At 61.4% G+C, this 18,099-nt stretch carries 17 protein-coding genes; 7 read left to right on the top strand and 10 right to left on the bottom strand.

What is annotated here, in order from left to right; all coding sequences use genetic code 11:
• The first annotated feature begins 13 nt into the window (after positions 1-13).
• Positions 14-406 (top strand): RidA family protein, encoded by a 393-nt coding sequence (locus J4D25_RS17010; protein WP_057713893.1) that lies wholly within the window; start codon positions 14-16, stop codon positions 404-406.
• Positions 399-1,010 carry an RraA family protein gene (locus J4D25_RS17005; RefSeq protein ID WP_057713894.1) on the top strand — a complete coding sequence of 204 codons (612 nt, stop codon included), beginning with the start codon at positions 399-401 and terminating at the stop codon, positions 1,008-1,010. Before J4D25_RS17010 ends, J4D25_RS17005 begins: the two co-directional genes overlap by 8 nt.
• Here J4D25_RS17005 and J4D25_RS17000 read toward each other — a convergent pair.
• The 9 genes from J4D25_RS17000 to J4D25_RS16960 all read right to left on the bottom strand — a co-directional run bounded on the left by J4D25_RS17000 (position 1,007) and on the right by J4D25_RS16960 (position 11,075).
• Positions 1,007-1,924 (bottom strand): LysR family transcriptional regulator, encoded by a 918-nt coding sequence (locus tag J4D25_RS17000; RefSeq protein ID WP_057713895.1) that lies wholly within the window; start codon positions 1,922-1,924, stop codon positions 1,007-1,009. The two genes, J4D25_RS17005 and J4D25_RS17000, sit on opposite strands and share 4 nt — an antisense overlap.
• 146 nt (positions 1,925-2,070) lie before the next feature.
• Positions 2,071-3,201, bottom strand: coding sequence for a glycosyltransferase family 4 protein (locus J4D25_RS16995; RefSeq protein ID WP_057713896.1), 1,131 nt, complete (start codon positions 3,199-3,201; stop codon positions 2,071-2,073).
• 1 nt (position 3,202) lies between these two features.
• Positions 3,203-4,333, bottom strand: coding sequence for a glycosyltransferase family 1 protein (locus J4D25_RS16990; RefSeq protein WP_057713897.1), 1,131 nt, complete (start codon positions 4,331-4,333; stop codon positions 3,203-3,205).
• The gene (locus J4D25_RS16985; RefSeq protein WP_057713898.1) at positions 4,317-5,693 is read right to left on the bottom strand and encodes a glycosyltransferase family 1 protein; all 1,377 of its coding nucleotides are present in this window, start codon (positions 5,691-5,693) and stop codon (positions 4,317-4,319) included. The genes J4D25_RS16990 and J4D25_RS16985 overlap by 17 nt, the downstream gene beginning before the upstream one ends.
• Positions 5,690-6,949, bottom strand: a complete 1,260-nt coding sequence (locus J4D25_RS16980; RefSeq protein ID WP_057713899.1) for an ABC transporter ATP-binding protein — start codon at positions 6,947-6,949, stop codon at positions 5,690-5,692. The genes J4D25_RS16985 and J4D25_RS16980 overlap by 4 nt, the downstream gene beginning before the upstream one ends.
• Positions 6,949-7,746, bottom strand: coding sequence for an ABC transporter permease (locus J4D25_RS16975; protein WP_057713900.1), 798 nt, complete (start codon positions 7,744-7,746; stop codon positions 6,949-6,951). The genes J4D25_RS16980 and J4D25_RS16975 overlap by 1 nt, the downstream gene beginning before the upstream one ends.
• Entirely contained in the window at positions 7,747-9,189 is a 1,443-nt protein-coding gene (locus J4D25_RS16970) for a mannose-1-phosphate guanylyltransferase/mannose-6-phosphate isomerase (protein WP_057713901.1), read from the bottom strand.
• A gap of 3 nt (positions 9,190-9,192) precedes the next feature.
• Positions 9,193-10,164 carry a GDP-mannose 4,6-dehydratase gene (gmd, locus tag J4D25_RS16965; RefSeq protein ID WP_057713902.1) on the bottom strand — a complete coding sequence of 324 codons (972 nt, stop codon included), beginning with the start codon at positions 10,162-10,164 and terminating at the stop codon, positions 9,193-9,195.
• Positions 10,161-11,075, bottom strand: a complete 915-nt coding sequence (locus tag J4D25_RS16960) for a GDP-mannose 4,6-dehydratase (RefSeq protein ID WP_057716581.1) — start codon at positions 11,073-11,075, stop codon at positions 10,161-10,163. The genes gmd and J4D25_RS16960 overlap by 4 nt, the downstream gene beginning before the upstream one ends.
• A gap of 423 nt (positions 11,076-11,498) precedes the next feature.
• On the opposite strand from J4D25_RS16960, the gene J4D25_RS16955 reads away from it, so the two are divergent.
• From J4D25_RS16955 to J4D25_RS16935, 5 genes are read left to right on the top strand one after another with little or no spacing between them, the layout of a single operon-like run.
• Positions 11,499-13,085: a glycosyltransferase gene (locus J4D25_RS16955; RefSeq protein ID WP_057713904.1), complete on the top strand. Its 1,587-nt coding sequence runs from the start codon at positions 11,499-11,501 to the stop codon at positions 13,083-13,085.
• Positions 13,079-14,383, top strand: a complete 1,305-nt coding sequence (locus J4D25_RS16950) for a glycosyltransferase (protein ID WP_057713905.1) — start codon at positions 13,079-13,081, stop codon at positions 14,381-14,383. Before J4D25_RS16955 ends, J4D25_RS16950 begins: the two co-directional genes overlap by 7 nt.
• A complete protein-coding gene (locus J4D25_RS16945) occupies positions 14,380-15,246 on the top strand; it encodes a bifunctional 2-polyprenyl-6-hydroxyphenol methylase/3-demethylubiquinol 3-O-methyltransferase UbiG (RefSeq protein ID WP_057713906.1) in 867 nt (288 codons plus the stop codon). The genes J4D25_RS16950 and J4D25_RS16945 overlap by 4 nt, the downstream gene beginning before the upstream one ends.
• A complete protein-coding gene (locus tag J4D25_RS16940) occupies positions 15,243-16,400 on the top strand; it encodes an acyltransferase (RefSeq protein ID WP_057713907.1) in 1,158 nt (385 codons plus the stop codon). The genes J4D25_RS16945 and J4D25_RS16940 overlap by 4 nt, the downstream gene beginning before the upstream one ends.
• Entirely contained in the window at positions 16,394-17,227 is an 834-nt protein-coding gene (locus J4D25_RS16935) for a class I SAM-dependent methyltransferase (protein ID WP_057713908.1), read from the top strand. The genes J4D25_RS16940 and J4D25_RS16935 overlap by 7 nt, the downstream gene beginning before the upstream one ends.
• A gap of 74 nt (positions 17,228-17,301) precedes the next feature.
• Here the strand turns inward: J4D25_RS16935 and J4D25_RS16930 are convergent, their stop codons facing one another.
• Positions 17,302-18,090 (bottom strand): SDR family oxidoreductase, encoded by a 789-nt coding sequence (locus J4D25_RS16930; protein ID WP_057713909.1) that lies wholly within the window; start codon positions 18,088-18,090, stop codon positions 17,302-17,304.
• Between the last annotated feature and the right edge of the window lie 9 nt (positions 18,091-18,099).

The raw sequence follows: 18,099 nt of genomic DNA, 5'->3' as shown, positions 1-18,099 counted from the left end.
GGAGTTCTACAACATGCGCAGAATTCAATCGGCCCCGGGCTACATCGACCCGGTCGGGCCTTACTCCCAGGCCGTGGTCAGCGGCCACCTGGTGTTCACCGCCGGGCAGATTCCGGCCCACGGCAGCCTCGACGAACAGCCTGCTGATTTCCCCGAGCAGGTACGGCAAACCTTGCGCAACCTCGAAGCGATCCTGATCGAGGCGGGCTCCGGTTTCAGCCATGTGATCAAGGTCAATGCCTACCTGACCGACCCCGCGCAACTGGAGCCGTTCAACGCCGTGTACCGCGAGTTCCTGGGCCATGCGCCACCGGCGCGCACCACGGTGTGCGTGGCATTGTGGGGCGTATCGCTGGAGATCGACTGTGTTGCCGAACTGATTGCCGGGGAGCCGCAGCATGGATGAGTCGCAACTGATCGAACAGCTCAAGGCCGTGAGCTTTCCGACCCTCGGGCACTTTCTCGAAGAAGGTTTTGCCGATCCGCAACTGCGGGCCATGGTGCCCAATGTAAAAGTCGTTGGCCGTGCGTTGACCCTGAAACTGGTGGGCGCCGATGCCATTGCCGTCAACCGGGCCCTGGCGCAAATCAGGTCGGGCGACGTGCTGGTGATCGACACCGGTGGCGATCATCGGCACGCGCCGGTCGGTGCGGTGACCAGTTGCGCAGCACGCTGTGCCGGGGCTGTGGGTATTGTGGTGGATGGTGCAGTGACCGATCTGCTGGAGCTGCGTGAAGCCGGGTTGCCGGTGTTCGCCCGAGGCACCAGCCTGTTGACCACCAAGCTGCACGGCCGTGGCGACAGCGCCATCAATCAGCCCATCCACTGCGCCGGCGTGACGGTGCAGCCGGGGGATTGGGTGCTGGCGGACGACAACGGCGTGTTGTTTCTCGACACGGCATCGGCGGTGGCAGTCATCGATCAGGCGCTGGCTTCGGATCGCAGCGAGCCGCGCTTGCTCGAACGCTTGCAGGCCGGTGAACCGGTGACGCAAGTCTTGCGCGTTTAGTCCGTCAGCCGTTGTTGCAGGCTTTCGAGAAAGATCGTCTCGGCACGGCTCATGCGCTGTTCGCGGTTCCACAGCAAATGAATGTCCACATCGGCAATCCCCTCGTGGGGCGGCAGGCGCCAGAGCAATCCGGCGTCGACGTCGGCCGCCACCACGTGTTCGGGCAGACAGCCGATACCGAAGCCGGCGATCACCAGTCGCCGGACTTCTTCCAGGCTCGGTGAGGACGCGACGATGCGACCACTGAAACCCTGCTGATCGCGGAAAATCGTCAGCGGCGAGAGCATGCCGCCGATCTGGTCACTGGTGAAACTGACGAAGTTCTCCCGTTGCAAATCCCCTTCGGCGACGTCCTGCTGGCCGAACAGCCCATGGTGCTTGCCGCAGAAAAAAGCATAGCGTTGACGCAGGAACAAGCGCTGCTCCAGGCGTGGCTGCGGGCGCCGATTGAGGCTCAGGCCGAGGGTCGCGGTTTTTTCCTGGAGGGCGCTGATGATGTCGGAACTGCGCATCACGTCGACTTCCAGATCCACTCGCGGGTATTGACGATGGAAGTCGGCGAGAAAGTCATCAAAGCGCTCGGAGAAGATCCGGCTGATGATCAGCAACCGCACTTTGCCGATCACTTCGTCGGCCGGTTGTTCCAGCACGCTACTGACCTGGGACATTTGCCCGTAGATTTCCCCGGCCAGGGCGAAGATCTGCTCGCCGACTTCAGTCAGGGCAAAACGTGGCCCGCGACGGGCAATCAATTGGCGGCCCAGTTGTTCCTCCAGGCGCTTGAGCGCCTGACTCACTGCCGGTTGCGTCAGGTGCAGGCGGGCGGCAGCGCGGCTGATGCTCTGCTCCTGGCCAATCACCCGAAAGGTGCGCAGCAGGTTCCAGTCCAGGCGGTCATTGAGCAGACGTTGCATAGGCGGTCAGCAGAAAGTCGGGGGGGCCAATAGGAAGAGTCGACGGCTTGCACACATCCTGCGCAAGCCATGGAAAATCTACAGTCGCGGGATCGTAACACTGTTAGAGCACAGCAGCAGAGACAACTCGGATCTGCAAAAAAACCTCATGCGTAGGCGAGGGCTTTTTCTTCCAGCAGTTCCTCATACAGCGCTGCCCATTTGCGACCCATTTCGTCCGCGGTAAACAGATTTTGATAACGGGCCTGCGCCTTCTCGCCCATTTGCGCCGTCAGCACCGGGTTTTCCCAAAGCGTGCGCATCGCCTCGCGAAACGCCGATGGATTGCTCGGTGGCACCACCAGCCCGGTCTCGTTATGGATGTTGATGTAACTGGTGCCAGTGCCAATTTCACTGGAGATCATCGGTTTGCCATACATCGCGCCTTCCAGCAGCGAAATGCCAAAGGCTTCGGAGCGCAGGTGCGACGGGAACACCACCGCATAACTCAACTCGAGCAAGGCGACCTTGTCTTCGTCGCCCAGGAACCCGAGAAAGTGCAGGTTCCTCAGGCCCAGCGCCCTGGCCTGGGCATGCAGCTCCGCTTCCAGCGGGCCGGCGCCCACGATCACCACGGGATAGTTCAGCCCCTGCATCGCTTCAAGCAGGATGTGCAGCCCCTTGTAGTAGCGCATCACACCGACGAACAGGAAGAACTTGTCCCCCAGCTTCTGGCGCCAGCGCTCGGTCCGCGCCGCGTCTTGCGTCGGATAACCCGACTTGTCCAGGCCATAGGTGATGACACGGGTCTTATCGTGGTAGTCCTTGAGCACGTCGCTGGTGTGAAAGTAGTTGGGGGACGCCACGGCGATTCGATCCGCGCTGTCCAGGAACCGACGCATCAACGGACGGTACAGTTTGAGCAGATGGCGTTGGCGAATGATGTCGGAGTGGTAACTGACCACGCTGGGCTTTTTGATGTCGCTGACAAAATGCACCAGGTCCATGAAGGGCCAGGGGAAGTGATAGTTGACCACGTCGGCTTCAGCCGCGAGCTCTCGAAACTGCTTGAACACGCTGTAGGAAAAACCGGTGGAGGCGAGTTGAAAATCCATCCTGGCCTGATGCACCTGGTGCTCGCGGATCTGCAACACGCCCGGTGCCGGATTATTGCTCAGGGTCAGCACAGTGCTGTCGACACCATGGCGCGCGCCACTTTCGCTCATCTGGAAAATGACTTGTTCGATGCCACCCATGGAGTCGGGCAAGTAGGTTTTATAAAAGTGCAGAACGCGCATATCAGTTCTCCATTGCCTGGCGGTAGGCGCGGGCGGTCACCGTCGCGCAACGCTCCCAGGAAAAAAGCTTCGCTCGCTGCAAGCCTGCCTCGCGACAGACCTGCCAATGCGCCGGGTCGTCGATCAACCGCAGCAAGGCATCGCGCAAGGAGTCGGGGTCGTGCGCCTCGATGTAGTTGCCGGCATCGCCAGCGACCTCCGGCATCGCCGACTCACCCGTCAGAATCACCGGAGTGCCACTGGCCATGGCTTCCAGCACCGGCAGGCCGAACCCCTCGTACAACGAAGGGAAGACCAGCGCCCGGGCTCCGGCCAGTAGCTGCGCCAGATCGTCGTCCGACAAGTAACCCAGAAGGCACACATGACCTGACGCGAGGGCCGAACGTAATTCGTCGTTGAACTGCTGACGTTGCCAGCCGGCCATGCCGGCGATCAGCAACGGAAAACGCTGGCGCACGGTTTCCGGCAGCCGGGCATGGGCGCGCAGGGCCAGGGTCAGATTCTTGCGTGGCTCCAGGGTACCGACGCAAAGGAAATACTCCCGCGCCTCGACGCCGTGGGCCTTGAGGACCTGATCGATGGCCTCGGGTTCACGGGGGTGGAAGCGCGCGGCCACACCCAGCGGTGCCACCACGAAGCGCTCGGCCGGCAGTGCGAACCAGGCCTGCGCTTGCTCGGCGATGTACTGCGAGTCCGTCAGAATCAGGCGCGCCCGCTGTACGCCGTCGGCCAGTCGCCGCTCGATTTCGCGCAGGCGTGCCGGTGGTTGGGTGTCGGGATAGTGCAGGTGCGTGAGGTCATGCAGTGTGATGATGGTCGGGCCGTTGAACGACAGCGGCCACAGGCTTGGCTCGTGATACAGATCGATGGCCTGGGAAGGGCGCTGGTCAAAACGCTTCTGCTCCAGCCAGCGCCGCGCCTGATAGGCCCCCGGAATCTGTCGCAGCAACGGCGTCAGACGCGAGTAACCGGGCATCGCCGCCTCAGGCAGAGTCGAACTCCAGCCCCAGCCGTGGAACAACGACAACTCGACGTCCGATTCGCGGGCCAGGGCCGTCGCCAGTTCGGCGACGTAGTGGCCGATGCCCGTGCGCGGGGCCTGAAGGATGCGGGCGTTAAGGGCAATTCGCATGTTGACTCTCAGGCACCTTCGCATCGCTGTGCAGATTGCGCTGGATGCGATCGACCAGTTGGGCACTCGCCTCGCGCCAGCTCAGCCAACGCCAGTTATCCAGGTTGAGGGGCGCGGGAAATGCGCCGCCGCTTTCCATGTCGATGACCAGATCGGCCAGGTTCTGCGGGTCGGAGAGGTCGAAATACGCCATGTACTCGCCACCGATTTCGCGGAACACCGGGATGTCGCTGGCCATGGCCGGCAGGCCTCGCTGCATGGCTTCCACCAGCGGCAAACCGAACCCTTCGACGTAGGACGGGAACACCAGCGATGTCGCGTGGGAATAGGCGTGTTCCAGGCTCTTGTCCGAAAGGTTGTTGAACATGAACAAACGCAGGTTCAATTGCGGATGCTGGCGTATACGCTCGATCAGCGCCTCGCATTTCCAGCCAATCTTGCCGACGATGCACAACCGGGCTTTGGACCCGGCCGCCCAGGCGCGCTCGAACGCGTCCAGCAGATACGCATGGTTCTTGCGCGGCTCGATGGTGCTGACCATCAGGAACACAGGGTCCGGCGTCTTGAACATCTGCAGCAGCCCCGGGTCGACGGTAGACCGGGCATCGGTCAGGTCGAGTTCGGAGCCGAGGTGAAAATAGTCGAACCAGCGTTGCTGAACCTGCGCGGTACCGATCCTGCGGGTCATCTCCTGGCGGACCTGGTCGCGGATGGTGGTCGAGATCGCCACGTAGCCATCGGCGGTGCGGGCGATCCAGTCGAACCATTCGTTGAAGACCTTCACCAATCCTGCGTCGCAAAACTGCGGGTGGGTCAGGGGAATCAGGTCGTAGATCACCGAAACGATGCCGACCCCGTCACGCTTGAGTTGTTCGGCCAGGGGGAAGAAGTTGGCGTGCCAGGACGAGTCTAGCAGCACCAATTGGTCGCCGGCGCGATGCTGCAACGGCACGCAACGCTCGGGAACCTTCTGGCCCTTGAGTGCCCGATCGAGCAGGCGCATCGGCAGGCTCAGGCAGGCGAACGCGGTCAGACGGCAACCGACGTAAAGCACCCGGCGGGCGAACTTCGATTGGCTGAAAGGACGGCGACGTTCCAGCGCGCGGTGGCGCAGCCAGAACTGATTGGCGAACTGTTCGAGCTTCACCCGCAGGCTCACCAGATCCACTTTGACGGTCGGCAGGGGCGCCAGGCTTTTCACCTCGAACAACGCGCCATTGATCATCACCACCGGAACGCATTCGCGCTGGGCGTTCGCGGCCGGCAATTGCTGAATCACATTGCGAACGACCCGCTGGATGCCCGAGTTGGCATCCGGGTGTTCGAAGACGTAGGTACATTCCACCAACAGTCTGGTCATCGTGTTTCCCCAATGGATTCCACCCGATTCTCACTGGAACGGGTCACGCTGGTCTGCGCTTCGAGCCAGGAGCAACCCACGAAGTCTTCCTGGCGATTGTTGATCACGTGGAAGACCAGCCCGTAGTCACGCCATTCGAAATTGCGATCCAGGTGCGAATCCAGCCGCGACAGGCTCAGGGCCACCGAATAATTGCCCTTGCCCAGGCGCATGTCGAAGGCAAAACGGTAGGTGACGCGTTCGCCGGCACTCAGGTCGGTGAGGGCTTTGTCCACCCGGTGGGTATTGATGCCGTACATGGGCTGGCCAAGGCGATCCTTGATCATGAAGCCGAGAATCAGTCGCTCGATGTCCTGGCGCACCTCGACCTGCACTTCCAGGACCATCGCCTGGCCGACTTCAGCCACCTCCACCGAACGCCCCTTGGGGTCAAGCAGGCGGACGCTGAGAATGCCCGCTTCGCCTGTCCCGGAAATGGTTTGCACCTGCCCGTTGGCGAGCATTTCCTGGCGCACCGTCTGGCCCTCGCGCTGGGCGAGCATGGCGTTGTAGTAGTCCATCACTTCTTCGGGCTTGCCGCGCATGGCCATGCGCCCGTTCTCCAGGAGGATGGCGGTGTCGCAGATCGACTGGATCGCCGAACGGTCATGGGACACGATCAGCAACGTGGTACCGGCCTTGCGGAAGTTGCGGATGCGATCGAAGCTTTTGTGCTGGAAGTAGGCGTCACCCACGGACAGCGCTTCATCGACGATCAGGATGTCCGGCCGCCGCGCGGTGGCCACGCTGAACGCCAGGCGCATCTGCATGCCGCTGGAATAGGTGCGCACCGGATGGTCGATGGCCTCGCCGATTTCGGCGAAGCTTTCGATCTCTGGCATCAGCGCTTCGATTTCTTCGACCTGCATGCCGAGCAACTGGCCGGCCATGAAGGTGTTCTGCCGACCGGTGAAGTCCGGATGGAAACCCATGCCCAACTCCAGCAGCGCCGCTACGCGACCTTGCAGCTGGATGTCGCCGCAGGTGGGCTGGGTAGTGCCGGTGATCATCTTCAGCAGCGTGCTTTTGCCGGCACCGTTGACCCCGACGATGCCCACGGCTTCACCCGGCTGAATCTCGAAATCGACCCCTTGCAGGACCCAGTGCAGGTGATGCCGGGTGCGGGAAAACGGCACCAGCCATTCGAACAGCCGGCTCCAGCGATTCGGGTACTGCTTGTAGGCCTTGCCCAGGCCACTGACACGTATATGTCCCATCAGAGCTCGTCCACCATTTCACCGACACGCTGGCGGAACAGCCGCAGCGCCATCCCACAGAACAAAAGGCCGATCACCAGCAACGGGACCAGCGAGCTCCAGTCTGGCCATTGGTTGTAGAGAAACAGGTTCTGGTAGCTGTTCATCAGTGCCGTCATCGGGTTCAGCTCGATAAAGCGCTGGATGCCCGTCGGCAGGATCGACAGCGGATAAACGATCGGCGTCAGCCAGAACCAGAATTGCAGGCAGATGCCGAAAAACTGCCCGACGTCGCGAAAGAACACGTTGAGCACGCCCAGAATCATTCCCAGCCCCGCAGCGAAGATCACCTGCAGGACCAGCAACGGCACCAGCGCCAGCAGCGCCATGCCGGGCAGCCGTCCGCTGATCAGCAGGAAGCCGAGGAACAACCCCAGGATGATCGCGAAATTGATCCCGGCATTGAGCAGCACGATGACCGGCAGGCAGATGCGCGGGAAGCTGATTTTCTTCAGCAGGTTGGCGTTTTCCAGGAACATGCTCTGGCTGCGCGTCGTGATCTCGGCGAACAGGCCCCAGGTCAGCAGGCCGGCGCACAGGTAGACGCTGTAGGCCAACCCGTCGTCCACGCCCGGCAAGCGGGCGCGCATGATGGTGGAGAAGATCACCGTGTAGACCAGGATCATCGACAGCGGATTGAGCACGGTCCACAAGGCACCGAACAGCGAGTTGCGATAACGCGCCTGAAACTCCCGTTTGACGCTGCCGAGGATGAAACCCCGGTAACTCCACAGCGATTGGTAAAGATTACGCAGCATTCAAACCGTCCTGCCGTATTGATCTTCGAAGCGGACGATGTCGTCCTCTCCCAGGTATTCGCCGCTTTGCACTTCGATGATCACCAGGTCGATCACGCCGGGATTTTCCAGGCGATGCTTGTGACCGGCGGCAATGAAGGTCGATTCGTTCTTGGCCACCAGGTGCGTGCCGGTGCCATTGTTGGTGACCTTGGCCATGCCTTCGACCACCACCCAGTGTTCATTGCGATGGTGGTGCATCTGCAACGACAACTTGGCGCCGGGCTTGACCACGATGCGTTTGATCTTGAAGCGCGGACCTTCCTCGAGCACGGTGTAGGTGCCCCATGGCCGGCTGACTGTACGGTGCAGGCGATAGGCTTCGTGCTCTTTATCCTTGAGTTGCCTGGCCACCCGGCGCACATCCTGGGCACGGTCGGCGTGGGCCACCAGCACCGCGTCGGCGGTGTCGACGATGATCAGGTTATCCACGCCCACGGTCGCTACCAGACGGTTTTCGCTCTGGACGAAGTTGTTGTGGCTGTCGATGAAAATCGATTCGCCGACGGTGCGGTTGTTCTGTGCATCCGCCGGTACCAGCGCGGCCACCGCCCCCCAGGAGCCGATGTCGCTCCAGTCGAAACGGGCCGGCACCACGACCACTTTGTCGGAGCGCTCCATCAACGCGTAATCGATGGAAATGTCCATGATTTCGCCAAACAGGGCCGGTGACAGTTCCTGTTGCAGGCTCCCGGCGTTTTCCACCGCGGCGCTGGCGGCCATGCAGGTTTGCGTCTGCTCCAGCAAGTCGGGAGCATGGGTTTGCAGTTCGGCCAGCAGGGTGGCGACCGAGAAGCAGAACATCCCGGAGTTCCACAGGAAGTTGCCGCTTTCCAGGTAATGCGTCGCGGTTTGCAGGTCGGGTTTTTCGACGAAGCGCCGCACACTGGCAGCACCTTTATCGTCCAGTGGCATGCCGGCCTCAATGTAGCCGAAACCGGTTTCCGGGGCGGTCGGCACGACACCGAAGGTCACCAGGTGACCGCGCCTGGCCAATGCCACGGCATGCTCGACCGCGTCCTTCAGTGCGTCGACATTGACGATCAGGTGGTCGGCGGGCATGACCAGCATGATCGCGTCGTCGCCATGCAGGGCGTGGAGGGAGAGGGCGGCGGCGGCAATGGCCGGCGCCGTGTTGCGCCCGGTCGGCTCCAGCAGGAAGTGTCCGCGATGGCGGCCAAGGTGCGCGTCCCGAAAGTGATCCTTGCTCTGGAAGTAGTACTCGCGGTTGGTCACCGTGACGATATCGCCCCAGCCGTCGAGCAGGTCCGCGGCACGCCGATAGGTCTTGCCCAGCAGCGACTGGCCGTCGGGCAATGCCATGAACGGTTTGGGATGGCCTTCACGCGACACCGGCCACAACCTGGTCCCGGCACCGCCGGAGAGAATCACGGGAATCAGCATGGCCTACTCCTTGGCGACGCGTTTCATGTCCGCATCCATCATCATGCGGATCAAGGTATCCAGGTCGGTTTTTGGTTTCCAGCCCAGCACACGCTGGGCCTTGGCCGGGTTGCCGAGCAGCACTTCGACTTCGGCCGGGCGGAAGAACGCCGGGTCGATCTTCACGAAGTCGCGGTAGTTCAGGCCCACGTGATCGAAGGCGATCCGGCACATCTCGCGCACGGTGGTGGTGACGCCGGTGGCCACCACGAAGTCATCGGGCTTGTCCTGTTGCAGCATCAGCCACATGGCTTCGACGTAGTCCCCGGCAAAGCCCCAGTCGCGCTTGGCGTCGATGTTGCCCAGGCACAGTTCCTGCTGCTTGCCCTGCTTGATGCGGGCGGCGGCGTCGGTGACTTTGCGCGTCACGAACTCGATGCCGCGCAACGGTGATTCATGGTTGAACAGAATGCCGCTGCTGGCGTGCAGGTTGAAGCTTTCGCGGTAGTTCACGGTGATCCAGTGGCCGTACAGCTTGGCCACGCCATAAGGGCTGCGCGGATAGAAGGGGGTGTTCTCGTCCTGCTGCTCGGCCTGGATCAGGCCGAACATTTCGCTGGTGGACGCCTGGTAGAAACGCGTGTGCGGGCTGAACTGACGGATCGCTTCGAGCAGGTGGGTAACGCCCAGGCCGTCGACGATGCCGGTGGTCACCGGTTGATCCCAGGAAGCCGCGACAAAGCTTTGTGCGGCAAGGTTGTAGATCTCGTCCGGCGCCGATTTGATCACCGCACGCTGCACTGAACAGGCATCGGCCATGTCGCCGTCCAGGTAGACGATGTCCGCCTCGACCCCCATCTCGCGCAGGCGCCAGCGTGAGTCGCTGCTGCGACGCGCCACCAGGCCGTGGACTTTGTAGCCCTTGTCGAGCAACAGTTTCGCCAGATAAGCGCCATCCTGGCCGGTGATACCTGTGATCAATGCACTTTTAGTCATTCTTGTCGTACTCGCTTCTCCCAGTCGGACAGGATCGCCCGCAGGGATTGTTGTGTTGTGATTTCAGGCTTCCATTCGGTGGTTTGGGTCAGCCTGGCAGGGCTGCCACACACCCGTCGCTGATCCGCGCGGCGAAGTCGCGCAGGGTCCTGGACCAATTGCAGGTCGACCTGGGCAAGATCTGCCAGCTGTTCGATCAAACTGCGAATGCTCTGCTCGCGCCCCGAGCAAATGTTGTAGACCTGCCCCGGCGTACCTTTTTCCAGCAATGCCAGGTAGGCCGAGACCACGTCCCCGACATCGAGGAAATCGCGCGTGACGTCGATGTCCCCGACCTCCAGTCGTGGCCCTTGCAGGCCTTGCTTGATCCGGCAGATCTGACGGGCGGCGCTGGCGATGACGAAGCTGTCTTTCTGCCCGCTGCCGATGTGGTTGAACGGGCGGGCGACCAGTACGGGCCAGCCTTCGCTCACGCCCCATTGCAGGCTCAGGAACTCGGCCGACAGTTTGCTCACGGCGTATGGGTTGCGCGGGCAGGGTGGCTGCAATTCAGTGATGGGCAGATGCTCTTCAGCGACCTGGCCATAGACATCGCCGGAGCTGACGTACAGGAACGTGCCGCTGAAGCCGCGTGCCTTGAGGGCTTGCAGCAGGTTCAGGGTGCCCAGCAGATTGATATTCAGGGTACCGGCCGGATCACGAAAAGCCTCCGGGACGAACGTCTGGCCGGCCAGGTGGATCACCGCATCGGGCATGACCGGCCACAAGCCTTCGAGGCTGTCCGGCGCGGCAAGATCGTAGCGGCCGGGAACAGGCAGCAGCTCCCATTCCGAGGCGTCAGCCTGCAAACGCGATTGGATGTGTTGTCCTACGAATCCAGTCAGACCCGTGACAAACAGACGTTTTTTCAACAGCGACCCCCGGTCATACATTTCATCCATTTCCTACTGGCTTAATGGAAGGGTCTCACGAATCAACAGGATCGCTCGTAAGACAGATGAAATGTTTTGTTGTAGTTGTTTGGTAGCCAATCTGTGCCATTTGCTCGGCAATTTCAACAGGTCCAACCGTGACTGGTCAGTTCTCGTCTGCGTAGCCTGATTTATTCTCGTCGGGCGGTTCACGAATCCTCAACGGATGTGGTTAGAATGCCCCTCGTCACGATTACCCGGGGTTCGGCAGCGTCGCTTCGAAACTGCGAGAAACTGACCACTAAAACAAGAACGAAGACGGGCAGGAAGACGATGGACGAGCGCCAGTAAACACGGACTCGAACCGTATCCTCCCCGTCATAGCGTGAGGCTGCCGGGATGGCGGTGTCACCGTGGGATGCCATGAATTTTATTCTTTACTCCGACGTCAACGACAGCTCCATCAGCCAGAGTCTCGGCCGTCCCGAGTACAGTTACTACTTCGTGCTCAAGGCGTACCGACCGTTGTTCGAAAGCCTCGGGCCGGTGCATGTGGTGTCATCGGCCGCCGAGGTCGACCCGCTGTATCGGCAGTTGCAGCAGGCCGGTCAGGACTGCCTGTTCATTTCGTTCGCGCCACCGCACAAGACCCCCACCGACTTGCAATGCCCGATGGTGTGCGTGGTCGCCTGGGAGTTCGATACCATTCCCGCCGAGCACTGGGACAACGATCCGCGTCAGGACTGGAGCCAGACACTGGCGCGCTTGGGACGAGTGATCACCTTGTCCACCCACACCGCCGAAGCCATCCGCCGGACCCTGGGCGACGACTTCCCGGTGTTGGTGCTGCCGACGCCTTTGTGGGAACGCTTCGCCGACATTCGCCAGCAATATCCCGGTACGCCGGTGAACGCGGGTGCCACGTTGCAGATCAAGGGTTGCATCCTGGACAGCCGCTCGATGGGGTTGTCCGCCGATGGTTTGATCGCGCCGATCATCGAGCAACCGCCGCAGGAAATCGCCGAGCCCGAGCCGGAATCCGAACCCGAGCCTGAACCTTCGGTGCCGCCGTTGACCCTGCGTCGACGCCTCTTCATAACCAGACACTACCTGCTGTTGTGGTATCGCGAAGCCGTACGCGATCTGGTGCCGGATGCCGTTCGGCCGTGGCTGGCCAGGTTTCGGACACCTCAAGCGTTGCCGGTTGAACACGCAGTCGGCGAGGCGCCCGCGCCGGATGAGCCCGCAATCAGCGAACCCCCCGTGCAGGACGAACATCCGCAGGCGGCTTTCCCCGACACCAGCGAAACTGTTGAAATCGAGGTCGATGGCGTCATCTACGTGAGCGTGTTCAACCCCGATGATGGTCGCAAGAACTGGCATCACCTGATCACGGCGTTCTGCTGGGCGCTGCGTGATGTGCAAGACGCCACGCTCGTGTTGAAGATGACCCAGAACGACCTGTCGACCTATTACGTCGAGCTCATGACCTTGCTGTCCCAGCTCTCGCCCTTCGCCTGTCGCGTGGTGGTCATGCACGGTTATCTGCAGGACGAGCAGTTCGCCCGGCTTTATGGCGCGGCGAGCTACTACGTCAACGCTTCACGTTGCGAAGGCTTGTGCCTGCCGCTGATGGAGTTCATGTCCTGCGCCCGGCCTGTCATCGCCCCGAACCACACGGCGATGCGCGACTACATCGACGAGCGTGTGGCTTTCGTCGTCAAGTCCAGCCAGGAGCCGACGATCTGGCCGGAAGACGCGCGCATCCTGTACCGCACATTGCGCCACCGTCCGGACTGGGGGTCGTTGAAAACGGCTTATGAGAACAGCTACGCGATGGCAAAAAATCAGCCGGACGCCTGGCAGGCCATGGCGGACGCGGCCAGCGAACGCATGCGCCAGTACTGCAGCTTCGCGCCGGTGCAGCAGCGGCTGGCGTTGTTCTTCAAACAGGAACCTGTCCGTGACGTCGTGCCGGTGGTTGCCGAAACGGGGGCTGCATCGTGCTGATCATCATTCATTCGGAAACCAACAAGAGCAACATCCAGCAGAATCTTGGGCGGCCCGAGTACAGCTATTACTTCGTCCTCAAGGAATTCCGCCCGGTGCTCGAACGGCTGGGGCGGGTGATCGAGGTCAGCAACCCGGACGAGCTGGTCGATCGGCTGTATTTCGATTGCCTGAGCCGGGGCGAAGACTGCGTGTTCCTGTCCTTCTCCCCGCCGCATCGCACGCCGGTCCACTACGCGTGTCCGACGATTCCGGTGTTCGCCTGGGAGTTCAGCACCATTCCCACCGAGAGCTGGCAGGGCGAACCACGGCATGACTGGCGGACGGTGTTGGGCTCCAGCGGGACGGCGATCACCCACTCCAGTTTTACCGTGAATGCCGTACGCGATGTGATGGGCCCCGATTACCCGATCAGCGCTATCGCAGCACCTGTCTGGGACCGTTTTGCCGCCCGTGGCGAGCTTCTGGACAAGCGTCCGGTCGTGGGCCCTACACGTCTGAACCTGCGCGGGCTGTTGATCGACAGTCGCACCACGGACTTGCGTCCCTACGGCCCCGAACGTTTGCGCGAAGGCACGCCGATCGCCTTCGACCAACCGCCGCGCGATTGTGAGCTGGTGCTCGAGGGCGTGGTCTACACCTCGGTGTTCAATCCCTACGACGGACGCAAGAACTGGAAGGACATGATCAGTGCATTTTGCACTGCCTTTCGCGACACGCCCGACGCGACCCTGGTGCTCAAGCTCACGCACCATGACATCGCCAATGCTTTGAACGACATGCTGCACCACGTCTACAAGAATCAGTCCTACCAGTGCCGCATCGTGCTGATCCACGGCTTTCTGTCCGACATCGACTACGAGCGCCTGGTCGAGGCCACCAGTTACGTCGTCAACTGCTCCTACGGCGAAGGGCAATGCCTGCCGTTGATGGAGTTCATGTCCTGCGGCAAGCCGGCCATTGCGCCGCTGAACACCGCCATGGCCGACTACATCGACCGTGACAACGCGTTCATCGTCGAAGGCACCGACGAACTGACCTCCTGGCCCCACGATCCTCGCGCCGCGTATCGTACTCTGCGCTACGTCACGGATTGGGACTCACTGTGTACGGCATTTTCCGCCAGCCATGACGTCGCCAGACAGGACGTCGAGCGCTATCAGCGAATGTCGGCCCATGCCGTGGGCAGCCTGCAGGAATTCTGCAGCCAGGCCGTTGCCGAACAGCGCCTGAAGGCGGTGTTCGAGCAGTTGCTGCAACGGCGTGAAGCAAACTGCGCACAAGCGTCGAGCACATGATTCGGCGCCTGCTTGCGAAGTTGCGGCCCGCACCGGTAGCGGTCGCCCCACCAGAAACGCGGGTCTCGCCCAGGGACATCGGTTTGTACGATGCCCTGCTCGACGGCTGGTTTCTCGGTGACAGCGGTGAATTGCTCAAGGGGTTTGCCATCACCGCCGACGACACCTTGCTGGATGTCGGCTGCGGTGAAGGCGTGGCGACTTTGTTCGCGGTCCGCCAGGGCGCTTCGGTGATTTTCACCGACAGTGAACACGACAAGGTCCTCGAGCTTGCCCGACAAGTGGCGGCGCAATCAGACAAGCCGAGCCTGGGGCTGGTCAGCAACAGTTTGCCGCTGCCATTGGCCGAGGGCTGCGCCAGCAAAGTCGTGTGCATGGAAGTTCTGGAACACATCGATCAGCCAGAACCCTTCATGGCCGAACTGGTGCGCATGGGCCGCCCCGGCGCGCTGTACCTGCTGAGCGTACCGTCCCCGGTGGGCGAACATTTGCAGAAAGGCATCGCTCCGGCCAGCTATTTCCAATCGCCCAATCACGTACAGATTTTCAGCCCCGAGCGATTCGCCGCGCTGGTGGAAGACGCGGGCCTGGTCATCGAGCATCGCCAGGCGTCCGGTTTTTTCTGGGTCATGGGCATGATTTTTTTCTGGGCCAGCGAGCGGGCTGCCGGGCGTGAATTGGGTGGCGCGGTTCGCGACCGGATTCAGGCGCCGTATCCGCCGCTGATGGAGAGCTGGGCGAAAACCTGGCAGGACTTGCTGGCCCAGCCCGACGGGTTGGCAATCAAGCAGATGCTGGATCAGTTCATGCCCAAGAGTCAGGTGATCATTGCTCGCAAACCTCATGTCCAGGAGGGCGCATGAGCAACGAAAAACGGATCATGGACATCGAGTTGTTGCGCGGCATTGCGGTACTCGGCGTGCTGTTTCATCACCTGCAGGACAGCCTGTTCGCGGCGGCCGTGCCGTTGTTGCAGGCCATCACGCTGTACGGTCAGCCGTGGTGGGGCGTGGATCTGTTTTTCGCGATCTCGGGCTTCGTCATTGCCCGCAGCCTGATCCCGGCCTTGCGCCGTTGCAAATCGCGTCAGGAATATTGGCAACAGACGCGTAATTTCTGGTTGAGACGGGCCTTTCGATTGCTCCCTTCAGCCTGGTTATGGCTGGCGCTGATGTTGCTGGCGTGCCTTTTTCTCAACCGCTCCGGCGCGTTCGGCACCCTGCACGCGAACATTCAGGCGACCCTGGCCGGCATCGCCCAATATGCCAATTTCCGCTTTGCCGACAGTTTTTATCACTACGAGTACGGCACCAGTTTCGTGTACTGGAGCCTGTCGCTGGAAGAGCAGTTCTACCTGCTGTTTCCGCTGATGATCGTGCTGTTTCGCAAGCACCTGGTGTGGGCGTTGCTGGCGCTGGTTGCGGTGCAATTGTTCACCTTGCGCACGCCGATCCTGATGGTAGTGCGCACCGATGCGCTGGCCCTTGGCGTGCTGTTGGCGATGTGGAGTACACAACCGTCGTACCTGCGCTGGGAGCCAAAATTCTTGCGTCGTCCATGGGCGGGCGTTGCCGCATTGATCGCGCTGTCGTTGCTGCTCAGCTTCATGGCAACGGATCGTTTTACCTTCACCTCTTACCGGATCGGCGTGATTGCGGTGCTGTGCGCGCTGCTGGTCTGGATCGCTTCTTACAACCGCGATTATCTGTTGCCGCGCGGCGTGTTCAAAAACCTGATGACGTGGGTCGGCAGCCGTTCCTACGGGATTTACTTGATCCATATCCCGGCCTATTTGCTGGTTCGTGAATTCATTTTCCGTTTGCAGGCTGCCGGGCTGCCCAGTCCGGCTGGCCATCCGATCTTGATGTTGCTGATGGCTGGCGGCCTGATCGTGCTGCTGAGCGAACTCAACTATCGCGTCATCGAAATGCCCATGCGCAACCGCGGCGCCTCGCTGGTCAAACGCTTGGGCACTTCCCGAACAGCCGTCACATCCTCTGGAGCCACCTCATGCTGAGCCTTTTGAAGAAACTCACGGCGGGCACGCCCGCGCCTGTGCAGCCAGAGACCCCGCCCGCGGCGCCAGTGGCGGAGAAAGTCGACCCTTACATGCTCGGCCTGCACGATGCGATGCTCAGCGGCTGGTTCAATCAGCAGACCGGCGAACTGTTCAGCGGATTCCCGGTGACCCCCGAGGACACGCTGCTGGATGTTGGCTGCGGCGACGGTGGCAACGTGCATTTCTGCGGGATGCGCGGGGCGAAGATCATCATCGCCGATATCGACGCGGCCAAGGTTGAAGCGACCCGCCTGCGCCTGAGCGATACACCGGCCCGCGACGTCGAATGCCATGTCACCGACTGCAACCCGCTACCGATTGCCGATGCGACCGCCACGCGGGTGGTGTCGACCGAGGTCATCGAGCACGTGGACGATCCGGCTCAGTTCCTCGCTGAACTGGTGCGGGTCGGTAAACCGGGCGCGCTGTACCTGCTGAGCGTCCCGCACCCCAGCTCCGAAGACCTGCAGAAAGATATCGCGGCGGCCGAGTATTTCCAGAAGCCCAACCACATCCGCATCATCAGCGAAGAGCAGTTCAAGGCCATGGTCAGCGATGCCGGCCTGGAAGTGATCAGCCACAGCCAGTACGGATTCTACTGGTCGATGTGGATGCTGTTGTTCTGGGAAGCCAAGGTCGATTTCAGCAACCCGGACCATCCGTTGCTCAACCACTGGGCGGATACCTGGCAGGCGATCCTGGCTTCGCCACGGGGCGCACAGATCAAGCAGGCGCTGGATGCCGTGGTGGCGAAAAGTCAGGTGATCATTGCGCGTAAACCCTGATCAGCAATACTCACCCGGGCGAGGCCACGAACTCCAGCCTGATTGCCCGGGTACACCTGCATAGCCCTTGCCCATTATTGGCTGGAGCGAACGGCCCCTCCATCAATCAACAGATTCTGCCCGGTCAGGTAGCCCGCATGGTTGCTGCAAACGAAGGCACACAGCGCACCGAACTCTTCGGGTGAGCCGAAGCGTTTGGCAGGAATTTCGCTACGGCATTGGCCAAGGAATTCCTCGCTGTCCTGCCCCGACTCCTGGGCAGCAGCGACCAGGTTGTCACGCAATCGATCGGTGTCGAATGAGCCTGGTTGCAGGTTGTTGATCGTCACATTGCGACTGGCGATGTTTTCTTGCCGGGCAAGCCCTGCGATAAAACCTGTCAGACCACTGCGCGCACCGTTGGACAGGCCCAGGCTTTCGATAGGGGACTTCACGGCACTCGACGTGATGTTGATGATTCGACCAAATCCACGTGCCGCCATACCGTCTACCGTTGCCTTGATCAACTCGATAGGCGTCAGCATGTTGGCATCCAGCGCCTTGAGCCAGGCGTCGCGATTCCATTCGCGAAAATCCCCGGGGGGAGGGCCTCCAGCGTTGTTGATCAAGATATCGAAATGCTCATGGGCCATGAGCGCTGCCGCCCGACCCTCGGCCGTCGAAATGTCTCCGGCTACGGCGATGACCGTTACTTCAGGATTTAGCGCTCTGAGCTCACGGGCTGTTTCATTGAGCGTGTGCTCGCCGCGTGCGGTGATCACCACGTTCACGCCTTCATGGACGAGTGCCTGTGCGCAGGCTTTGCCCAGACCTTTGCTGGCGGCGCATACCAGCGCCCAGCGTCCTGCTATTCCCAGATTCATGTGCGTTTT

It is taken from the genome of Pseudomonas sp. GW456-L13 (assembly GCF_017350115.1).
Classification (GTDB): Bacteria; Pseudomonadota; Gammaproteobacteria; order Pseudomonadales; family Pseudomonadaceae; genus Aquipseudomonas; species Aquipseudomonas jessenii.
The sequence above is the reverse complement of the archived record's forward strand: the minus strand, read 5'-3'. Positions and strand labels throughout refer to the sequence as shown.

What these genes read in the sequence shown, in the direction of transcription:
- J4D25_RS17010 (WP_057713893.1), top strand. Translation starts at nt 14, where the DNA reads ATGCGCAGAATTCAATCGGCCCCGGGCTACATCGACCCGGTCGGGCCT.
- J4D25_RS17005 (WP_057713894.1), top strand. Translation starts at nt 399, where the DNA reads ATGGATGAGTCGCAACTGATCGAACAGCTCAAGGCCGTGAGCTTTCCG.
- J4D25_RS17000 (WP_057713895.1), bottom strand. Translation starts at nt 1,924, where the DNA reads ATGCAACGTCTGCTCAATGACCGCCTGGACTGGAACCTGCTGCGCACC.
- J4D25_RS16995 (WP_057713896.1), bottom strand. Translation starts at nt 3,201, where the DNA reads ATGCGCGTTCTGCACTTTTATAAAACCTACTTGCCCGACTCCATGGGT.
- J4D25_RS16990 (WP_057713897.1), bottom strand. Translation starts at nt 4,333, where the DNA reads ATGCGAATTGCCCTTAACGCCCGCATCCTTCAGGCCCCGCGCACGGGC.
- J4D25_RS16985 (WP_057713898.1), bottom strand. Translation starts at nt 5,693, where the DNA reads ATGACCAGACTGTTGGTGGAATGTACCTACGTCTTCGAACACCCGGAT.
- J4D25_RS16980 (WP_057713899.1), bottom strand. Translation starts at nt 6,949, where the DNA reads ATGGGACATATACGTGTCAGTGGCCTGGGCAAGGCCTACAAGCAGTAC.
- J4D25_RS16975 (WP_057713900.1), bottom strand. Translation starts at nt 7,746, where the DNA reads ATGCTGCGTAATCTTTACCAATCGCTGTGGAGTTACCGGGGTTTCATC.
- J4D25_RS16970 (WP_057713901.1), bottom strand. Translation starts at nt 9,189, where the DNA reads ATGCTGATTCCCGTGATTCTCTCCGGCGGTGCCGGGACCAGGTTGTGG.
- gmd (WP_057713902.1), bottom strand. Translation starts at nt 10,164, where the DNA reads ATGACTAAAAGTGCATTGATCACAGGTATCACCGGCCAGGATGGCGCT.
- J4D25_RS16955 (WP_057713904.1), top strand. Translation starts at nt 11,499, where the DNA reads ATGAATTTTATTCTTTACTCCGACGTCAACGACAGCTCCATCAGCCAG.
- J4D25_RS16945 (WP_057713906.1), top strand. Translation starts at nt 14,380, where the DNA reads ATGATTCGGCGCCTGCTTGCGAAGTTGCGGCCCGCACCGGTAGCGGTC.
- J4D25_RS16940 (WP_057713907.1), top strand. Translation starts at nt 15,243, where the DNA reads ATGAGCAACGAAAAACGGATCATGGACATCGAGTTGTTGCGCGGCATT.
- J4D25_RS16935 (WP_057713908.1), top strand. Translation starts at nt 16,394, where the DNA reads ATGCTGAGCCTTTTGAAGAAACTCACGGCGGGCACGCCCGCGCCTGTG.
- J4D25_RS16930 (WP_057713909.1), bottom strand. Translation starts at nt 18,090, where the DNA reads ATGAATCTGGGAATAGCAGGACGCTGGGCGCTGGTATGCGCCGCCAGC.